The following is an 8602-nucleotide window of genomic DNA, read 5'->3' on the forward strand; positions in this document are numbered from 1 at the left end:
AGTTCTGCTTTTGGGAAGCTGCTAGACGAGAGCTCTGCCAATGCCTCGGGAGAAAGGGATCCCACCTCGCTAAAGGGTGGGCAGCGGCGCTGGGGCGGGACGGGCTGCTGCAGGATCCTCAAGAAAGCCTCGGCCAGGTCGGCATATCCCCGGTCGTTGGGGTGAAAGCCATCGGCCAGCGGGCCGGGGAAGAAAGACTCGCGGCGGTAGGAGCGGGGATCGCAGAGGAGATCCACCACGGGGATCCCTTCTTGGCTCAGGGGGTTGATGGCCCGTTGGCTGAGGCCGACGGAGACCCAAGCCAGCAGTTGCCGCAGGCCCCTGGGCTGCTGCTGCCCCAGGGGGATCAGGGCAAAGTTGGGCAGGTTGGCCACCGCCAGGCGAGCTTGGGGAGCGCGGGCCCGCACCGCCTGCAGCAGGGTTTGGTAGTCGGCGGCAAATTGTTGGATCTGGCGCTCAATAAAGGGCAAGGGATCCTCGCCGCGCAGAGCCCGTTGGGCTGCCGCGAAGACAATAGCGTTGGTGTCGTTGCCGCCCACCCAGAGGGTAATCAGGGTGGCGTTGGGAGGGATGCGCGGCACTTGATCCTGGAGCAGGTTGGCCGGGATCCCTTCCCGCAGGGCTTGCATGGCTGGGCTGAGTACCGCTCCTGAGCGGCCCAAGTTAATCAGCTCCACCGGGCCGGGCAGCAGGCGGGCCAGGCGGGGGACATACCCCGTCCCGTTGGGGCAGTCCAGCGGCTCTGAGCGCTGCGGGCGGGTGCCGGCAGCGTTGGCTGGACCATCGCAGGAGATGGAGGCGTTGAAGCCAACGGCATCACTGGCTCCCAGAGCCACATAGCGGGTGAGGGCGGGCGGGCTGGGTATGAGAACAGCGGGGGGAGATCCAGAGGTTTCGGAACAAGCGGTTAGCCCCCACCCCAGCATCCCGATTGCCACTGAGAGCAGCAGCAACCGAACGGGTCTGGGGGCTTGCCTCTTTTGCCAAGTAGGGGATCCCATAGGGTAGCTTTGCTGCAGAGGTGGGGGAAGCCCCCAGCCAAGCTAGCCGAAGATTGGCCAATTGGCGAGTATGGTGGGAGTATGGCGCTGCGTTTTTGCAAGTCCCGCACCTACCACGATCCCCTGCACGGCGCCATCAGCCTGGATGGCGGGGATCCAGTCGAGGCGCTGCTGATTCGCCTCATCGACACGTCGGCCTTCCAGCGCCTGCGCCGCATCCGCCAGTTGGACACCGCTTTTTTTACCTTCCATGGCGCTGAGGGCTCCCGCTTTACCCACTCGGTGGGAGTGCTGCAGGTTACGCGGCGCCTGTTTGACAAATTGGCCCGCCGCTACCCGGAGCTGCGCCCCTACCGCGCTGTAACGCTGGTTGCCGCCTTGCTGCACGACATTGGCCATGCCCCCTTTAGCCATGCCGGCGAGGAGATCTTCGGCTGCCGACACGAGGTCTGGACGGCCCGCATTGTGCGGGAGGATCCCCAGATAGCCACGCTGGTGGCGGAGTTTGACCCGCAACTGCCGGCCCAACTGGAGCAGGTGTGGCAGAAACAATTTCCCCTGCCGCTGGTGGGGCAGCTTATTGCCAGCCAACTGGACTGCGACCGCTTTGACTACCTGATGCGCGACAGCCTGCTCACCGGCGCCCAATACGGCCACCTGGATCTGGATCGCATCCTCACGGTGTTGGACTACGACCTGGAGACGGGATCCCTCTCCATTCCCGCCCGCAAAGGCCTGGGAGCCATCGAGCACTATCTGGTGGTGCGCTATTTCATGTACACCCAGGTGTACCAGCACCCCAAGAGCCTGTGTGCCCGCTTTATGTTGGAGCGGCTCTTCAAGCGGGCCCAGGTGCTGTTGCAACAGGGCAAGATCGAGTTGGATCCCATCTTGAGTGCCTGGTGTTGGGCGGCGCTGGCGGTGCAAAAGGGGGATCCCTTCGAGCTGCCTTTGCCCCTCTATTTGGCCGCTGACGATGTGATGTTCAGCTACCCTTTTCGCTTTTGGGCCATGGCGGGGAAGGATCCCATCTTGGCCGATTTGGCGCGGCGCTATTTGGATCGGGATCTGTTCAAGGCCCGCAACCTCAGCCGCCTGCCAGAAGAGCGACGCCAAGAGCTGGTGGCAACTCTAAGCCAGAAGATGCGGCGAGATGGCTTGGATCCAGAAAGCTACTTGGGAATTCGCTCGGCCCACGTCCAGGGCTACAGCTTCTACGACCAAGGGATCCAACTCAAAACCGAGGACGGCTACGTGGAAATTGCCCAGCTCTCGCCCCTGGTGCGATCCCTGGTGGAAACGCAAAGCCAGGTTTGGCTGATCTTCCCCCGCCCCTACAGCGATATCGTAGAGAGGGCTTTGTCTGCCTAGAGGATTGGCAGATCCCAGGGCTAGGGCATGGGCAAAATCCGTTCCTTATCTGAAAGAGGGAAGCAAGAGTGGGAATCCCGGAGATCCTGGCGATGGTGTTGGCGCTAACGGCCCTGGCGATTGCCTTGGTGGCGCTGCGGCTGGGGCAGGCGCTGTGGGCTTCCCCCTGGCTGCGGGATCCCTTGCCGGAGCAAGCGGCAGAGGTCGCAGCGGCCCTGGAGCGGCTGGCGGTGATCGTGCCTGCCTACAACGAGGCGGAAAACGTAGTGGGCTGCCTAAGCAGCATCCTGGACAGCACCGCCGCCCCGCTGCAGGTCTGGCTGGTGGACGACGGCTCCACCGATGCCACCTGGGAGCTGGCCCAGGCCCTGGCTGCCGAACGGCAAGATCCGCGGCTGCACCTGCTCCAAGGGGATCCCCGCCCCCAAGGCCAAACGTGGGTGGGCAAAAACTGGGCCTGTGCCCAAGCCGTTGCCGCCCTGGCCGCCCAGCCTGATCCCCCCGACTACCTGCTCTTTCTCGACTGCGACGTGCGGCTGGGATCCGCTGCCATCGAAGCAGCCCTAGGACAGTTGCTGGCAAGCGGCAGCGGCTTGGTAAGCGTAGGGCCTCAGTTGGTGTGCGGCTGTCTGGCCGAGTGGCTGGTGCAGCCCATCATGATGGTCATCTTGGCGGCAGGCTACGACTTTGCCGCCGTCAACGATCCCAAGCGTCCCAAGGCCTTTGCCTTCGGGCCGTTCATGCTGTTTCGCCGCTCCGCCTACGAGCAAGTGGGCGGACACGCCGGCGTGGCCAATGTGGTTATCGAGGATGTGTCCTTGGCCCAGCGCATCAAAGCGGCTGGCCTGGGCTTGCAGATTTGCCTAGGGGGGTCGCGGGTGCGATGCCGCATGTACGCCAATGGAGCCGCCCTCTGGGAAGGGTGGACGAAAAACTGGTTCCTGGGCCTGGAGCGCAACTGGGCCCTCGCCGTGTTGGCGATGGTCACTGTCTTGGGCATCTGCAGCCTGCCCTGGCTGGGGTTGATCCTGGCTGTGGCTACCGGATTCCCGCAGGTCTTGGCGGCCAGCCTGGCCGGGATCCTAGGCCAAGGGGTCATCCGCCTGCTTCTATGGCGTTGGGCCCACCTGCCGCTGCGTTACTGGTGGCTGACGGCGGTGGGAGGCTGGGTGACGGCGGCCATCATCTTGGCTTCTGCCATCCGCACCACCAGTGGGCGCAACTGGACTTGGCGAGGCCGTCCCCTGGCAGCAAGCTAAGCAGAATACAAGAAGCCCCTCCCGCTGACGCGAGCAGAAACACCGCGGGAACATGGTCTAATGGGGAATGTTCGGAGAGGATCCCAAGATAAACAAGCGGCGTTTACAAACAGTGGGATAGCGCAATGCAGGCTTTGGTCATCGGCTCCGGGGGACGAGAACACGCTTTGGCGTGGAAGCTGTTGCAGTCTCCCCAGATTACTCGGATCTACTGTGCACCTGGCAACGGCGGCACGCAGCAGATGCCCCGCTGTCAGTCTGTGGCTTTGGCGGCCACCGACATCGAGGGACTGGTGCGATTTGCTACCGTGCAAGGGATCCGCCTGACGGTGGTGGGGCCGGAACTGCCCTTGGTCGCGGGAATTGTGGACGCCTTTCAGGCAGCGGGGCTCCCCATTTTCGGCCCCAGTCGCGCCGCCGCCCAACTGGAGGGAAGCAAGCTCTGGGCCAAGCAACTGATGCAGGAAGCAGGGATCCCTACGGCTCCGGCTGCTGGCTTTGCCGACTTGTCTGAGGCACTGGCCTACCTGGATTCAAGAACTCCGTCAGGCAAAGGCAGCTATCCGGTGGTGATTAAAAAAGATGGGCTGGCCGCCGGCAAGGGGGTAACCGTTGCCCACAGCCGGGAAGAAGCCGTGCAGGCCCTGGAGGCAGCCCTGGCCAAGCCGGGCGAGCGGGTGCTGATTGAGGAGTTCCTTGCCGGCCAAGAGGTCTCGGTGCTGGCCTTGACGGATGGCCAGATCTGCCTGCCGCTGCTGCCCGCCCAAGACTACAAGCGCCTTGGCGATGGCGATACCGGCCCCAATACCGGCGGCATGGGGGCCCACGCCCCAGCAGACCACCTGGTGACGCCACAGATTTTGGCCCGCATCCAGGCCCAAGTGCTGGATCCCACCCTGCAGGCGCTGCAGCGGCGGGGCATCCGCTACCAGGGGGTGATCTACGCCGGCCTAATGATCACGCCCAACGGGGATCCCTATGTGTTGGAGTACAACTGCCGCTTCGGGGATCCCGAAGCCCAGGTGATCCTGCCCCTGTTGGAAAACCCTCTGGACGAGGTGCTGCTGGCCTGCATCGAGGGACGGCTGGCCGATCTTCAACTGAAGTGGAAACCTGGCTACGCCGCCTGCGTGGTCATGGCCGCCCCCGGCTACCCTGACAGCTACGAGCGAGGGATCCCCATTACTGGCCTGGAGGCTGCTGCTGCCACCGGGGCCCTCGTGTTCCATGCCGGCACCCGCCAGGTGGGCAAGCAGCTCCTCAGCGACGGCGGGCGCGTCCTCTGTCTTACCGGCCAAGGGGCAACGCTGGCGGAAGCGCTGCGCCAAGCCTATGCCGCCGTGGAGCAAGTCCAGTTCCCCAAAGCCCATTACCGCTCCGACATCGGCAGCCGCGCCCTTGGGCCTGCCGTCCGGCGAGGTGTAGTGCCCGCCTCCTAGTCCCCTTCTTTTTCGACTGCATCTTAAAGCCCCAGAGAGGTCGCTTCTCTGGGGCTGGTAAAGCAGCTTTAAAAAAAGCTTTGATGATTAGAGCCTAACTCCTCCAGTAAAGAGACGGCAACGATGGTATCAGAATCTCAACTTTCCTTAGATTTTCTCAACGGTGGAGCTGTTCCCAGTTGCAACTAACCTGCTCGGTGCTTGGATTCCTCTGGCGTCAGCGGGCCGGAGTTCTGGCGGCTAGGGAGAAGGGAGGCAGCCACGGCTGTTCCCAACTGAGGAGAAGAGGACTAATGTCTCGATCCCGGATGCATGCAGTTGAGCATCAGGGTGCAAAGTCCCACTCTAAGCTGAGGTTGAAGGGCTCCTTCTGCCAGAGCCAGCGGGGTGGGATCCCCAGTCCTGCGGTTACGGGTGCAGACCTTTGCGGCGCCTGAGGGTTGCAGTCGTAGAGGGTAGTGGTGTAGCGATAGGTGCGCGGCGGCCCGCCCTTGAGCCGGATGCCGCTAATCTCAAAGAGGTAGGGGCGATTGGGCTGGACGGATCCTACCGAGTAAGTGAGAGTCTCTAGGCCAAAGGCGGGATCCCCAACCCGCAGATCCCAAACCGGCACTGCCTCGCCAGTGAGGGCATCGGTGATGCGAACTTGGGCCTGGCTGAGATCAGAGAGGCCGCCGCGGCTGGGCACCGAGAAAGACCAGCGGTAGGCAGACAAAGGCTGGCCGGAAAACCCCTCGAGGCGGTACAGGTAGCCGTCCCTCTCCGGGAAGGCAATGAACTCTGGATCTGGCACCGACTCGTCAAAACCGAAGATCCAATTGGCATTGGCCTGGGTCACCCGTCCGGCCCGCGGGTCAAAGACGATGCCGTAAGCTCCTTGGGCGTACTGGGGGTAGAGGTTCCAGCGGCGATGCCCCACATCCACGAAGTTTTCCCGGCCCGGCTCGGCAAAATAAATATCCACCTGGCGCGCCAGCACCCGCCCTGGGTCGGGGCCGTTCAGCTCCAGAATCGGGCCAATCGCCAAGTTGCTAAAGCGGGATCCCGCCGCCCCGGCAGCAGTGAAGCAACGCCAAGAGGGAGGTGGCTCGTGGCTGAGGGCGCCATTGGCCACCTGCAGCAGCGCCGCCTGCTGAGCGGCCGCCAAGAATTCGGGATTGAGCTCCACCGGGGGCAACTCGTGCAACAGCCGCAGAAAGTTCAGCCGATCCATCATCTTCTGGGCTGCTGCCGGGGTGAGGCGACCGGGATTGCAGGTGGCAGCCTGAGGCTGCTCGGCATAGATGGGGCCAGCAAAGGTGCGGGTCTGGCGATCCAACTGGCAGAGGAAGTTGGCAATCGGCAGCTCTCCTGCCCGCGGAGGTTCTGGAGCTGTGAGGGATCCCCTCCCACCACAGGCAGCCACCAAAAATAGTAGGCAGAGCAAACTAAGAACCCCCCCTGCCCAGACTGGCTTCCAACTGGGCAGCCGCTGCCAAGACATGTAAGTCCTGTAGGCTTATCGACTAGCAGGAGTAGGGGTAGGAGGGAGGCTGGGGGGGCTGACGGTGCTGCTGCTACCCTCGTCACAGGCAGAGAGCAGCCCCAGGCAGAGGAACAGGGCCAGAGCCCCCAAGAGCTTGCAGGTCACTTGGGTGGGTTGAAGTGTAGCCATCGCAACAGATCTCCAAAACCCTGCCAGGTTTGACCCTGTTTTATCACGCAGGGGGGGAAGTGCCAGAGCAGAACCTGAGAATAAGTTGAACGATGTTTCTCCCCCTTGGCCCTGCCTACTAGAGATAGAGCCCAAAGCGATCCTCTCTCTCCACCCTTAGTGCTGGTAGGGATCCCCGTACCTTAATGCACCTTAGATGAATCTGCTTTTTTGCTGCTGAATTCGGCTGCTCAAGGGATGATCTGAAACTCCAGGTTGTAGGTCTGAAGCAGGTTGATTGTCTCGTGGTCGGTGAGGTTGGTGTCGGCCAGCTCCAGGTTGTAGAAATCGATAAACTCCTCGTGGTCGAAGTAGGGGCCGGCATGCCAGGTGCCCATTTCCAGTTTGATAAAGCGGTCGCCGGGCACCCGAAAAGCTTGAATCTCATCCACTTGCAGCTCGTCGGCAGGCGGCGCGACGGCGATAAACCACTCCTTGCCGTGCAGGGATCCCAGACACTGGGTGCAACGGGTGTGGTGAGTTATTTGGGTGAACCGAAGGCCACGGCGGGGCAAGCGCATGAGGTAAAAGCGGGGTTGCCCCTGATTCAAAACCAACTGGGCATCTTGGCCATCGAAGGGTTTGTCGTCAGGAGTAGGATAGATCACCTGCCCGTAGAGGGCAAAGTTTTCCGGTTTAGCGAGATGGGCCTTCAGTTGGCGCAGTTGACTGCTCACCCTGCTTGTCTCCTCTTTCCCAAACCTGTACCCGTTGTTGCTCCGCAAGCCGATCCCCACCTGCTGCCGGCACAAGGTCGTGAAGACCCAAATAGCAGAGCAGCTCTTATTTTATCTAGTTATCTAGATTTGCCGGCAGTCTCCTTCCGCAGAACAGTCTCAGTAAAATGGGAGAAATTTGTAACACTCGGCAATGGTGATGCGGCGGGATTTACAGGAGCTGGTCATTTCCCCTTCTCTGGTGGAAAACCTTTCCGGGGTACCTATAGATTGGCTGTACCGACCTCGGCCTGTCCGTCGCTGGAAAGATTGGCTGCGCCAGTTCTCCGCCTTCTGGGATCTGCTGCGCCTGTTGTTGGTGCTGGATCTCTTCTGCCGTTTCTTGACCTTTTGGACGGGGGGATCCCTGCTGGCCTTGCTGGGGCGGATCTGGATCCCTGGCCTGCACAGCAGTTGGGGCACTTGGCTGGTGGAATGGGGGATCCTGGCAGCCATTGCCGCTTTGGGCCAAGCCTATTGGATTTTCCGCAGCCGCCGCCTGCCGCTCTTGCTGAACTTGCTGGAAGAAGTAGATCGCTACCATCAGCTTATTCAAGCTATTCACATCAATGACGAATTGGTGGAGGCAGGTAACCCTGAGGTCAAGCTGCCCCAGCGGGATCAGATTATCGAGGCTCTGAAGCTGGCTCGCAGCGACCTAATCCGCGCCTTGAAAACTGAACGGATCTTGCGGCAGAACAAAGACTTTATTGAGCAGCAAAGTGAGTTCTTCGGTGACGAGTTGACGACTCTAACTGCGCTCCAGATAAGGGAACAGGCCAGCGAACAGTCGCGGCTTTTGGAGGCTGCTTTGCAAATTGCCTTGCAAGTGCGCTCCCAACTGAGCCAACTGCGAAACTGGGAAGCAAGCCTATCCCCAGACAAAACTCAGCCTCCCAGCGAGGCTCAAAACCCAGATTCCCCTCCTCTGGGTTAGGCCCTCCTAGCTGCGGCAGGCGCTGGCGACTGCTGCTGAAGCAGGGGTGGAAAACTGGAGCAGGGATCCCAAAGGTAGCAGAGCTCTAGCTTTTAACGTAAGGTGCGGAATTCCCCACGGTCTATAAGGTGGGGATGGATAGCACCCTCTGACTGATTCTGGATGTATTGCTTCACAATTTCTAGG

Annotated in this window: 7 protein-coding genes; 4 read left to right on the forward strand and 3 right to left on the reverse strand. The window is 61.5% G+C overall.

The annotated features are described in order from the left end of the window. Positions 1 to 953: SGNH/GDSL hydrolase family protein (locus tag NW841_RS08880; protein ID WP_414386129.1), on the reverse strand; the 953-nt coding region annotated here is incomplete at its 3' end. Positions 954 to 1082: 129 nt separating this feature from the next. Between NW841_RS08880 and NW841_RS08885 the strand changes: the two genes are divergently transcribed. The 3 genes from NW841_RS08885 (at position 1083) to purD (ending at position 5070) form a co-directional block, all read left to right on the forward strand. After that, complete coding sequence (locus tag NW841_RS08885) at positions 1083 to 2372, forward strand: HD domain-containing protein (RefSeq protein ID WP_414386130.1); 1290 nt, start codon at positions 1083 to 1085, stop codon at positions 2370 to 2372. A gap of 68 nt (positions 2373 to 2440) precedes the next feature. Then, on the forward strand, positions 2441 to 3631 hold the full coding sequence (locus NW841_RS08890) for a glycosyltransferase (protein WP_414386131.1): 1191 nt from the start codon (positions 2441 to 2443) through the stop codon (positions 3629 to 3631). 125 nt (positions 3632 to 3756) lie between these two features. Further along, a complete protein-coding gene (gene purD, locus NW841_RS08895) occupies positions 3757 to 5070 on the forward strand; it encodes a phosphoribosylamine--glycine ligase (RefSeq protein ID WP_414386132.1) in 1314 nt (437 codons plus the stop codon). A gap of 325 nt (positions 5071 to 5395) precedes the next feature. Here the strand turns inward: purD and NW841_RS08900 are convergent, their stop codons facing one another. Then, positions 5396 to 6553, reverse strand: a complete 1158-nt coding sequence (locus NW841_RS08900) for a CAP domain-containing protein (protein ID WP_414386133.1) — start codon at positions 6551 to 6553, stop codon at positions 5396 to 5398. Positions 6554 to 6954: 401 nt separating this feature from the next. Further along, on the reverse strand, positions 6955 to 7440 hold the full coding sequence (locus NW841_RS08905) for an ureidoglycolate lyase (protein WP_414386134.1): 486 nt from the start codon (positions 7438 to 7440) through the stop codon (positions 6955 to 6957). 199 nt (positions 7441 to 7639) lie between these two features. Here NW841_RS08905 and NW841_RS08910 point away from each other — a divergent pair, with 199 nt between their 5' ends. Then, complete coding sequence (locus NW841_RS08910) at positions 7640 to 8416, forward strand: hypothetical protein (protein ID WP_414386135.1); 777 nt, start codon at positions 7640 to 7642, stop codon at positions 8414 to 8416. The last annotated feature ends 186 nt before the right edge of the window (positions 8417 to 8602 follow it).

Origin of the sequence: Synechococcus sp. H60.3 (assembly GCF_047462295.1) — a bacterium.
In the GTDB taxonomy this organism is placed as follows: domain Bacteria; phylum Cyanobacteriota; class Cyanobacteriia; order Thermostichales; family Thermostichaceae; genus Thermostichus.

Bases quoted from the DNA above. Each gene is read 5' to 3' on its own strand.
- NW841_RS08885 (WP_414386130.1), top strand. From the start codon at position 1,083: ATGGCGCTGCGTTTTTGCAAGTCCCGCACCTACCACGATCCCCTGCAC.
- purD (WP_414386132.1), top strand. From the start codon at position 3,757: ATGCAGGCTTTGGTCATCGGCTCCGGGGGACGAGAACACGCTTTGGCG.
- NW841_RS08900 (WP_414386133.1), bottom strand. From the start codon at position 6,553: ATGTCTTGGCAGCGGCTGCCCAGTTGGAAGCCAGTCTGGGCAGGGGGG.
- NW841_RS08910 (WP_414386135.1), top strand. From the start codon at position 7,640: ATGCGGCGGGATTTACAGGAGCTGGTCATTTCCCCTTCTCTGGTGGAA.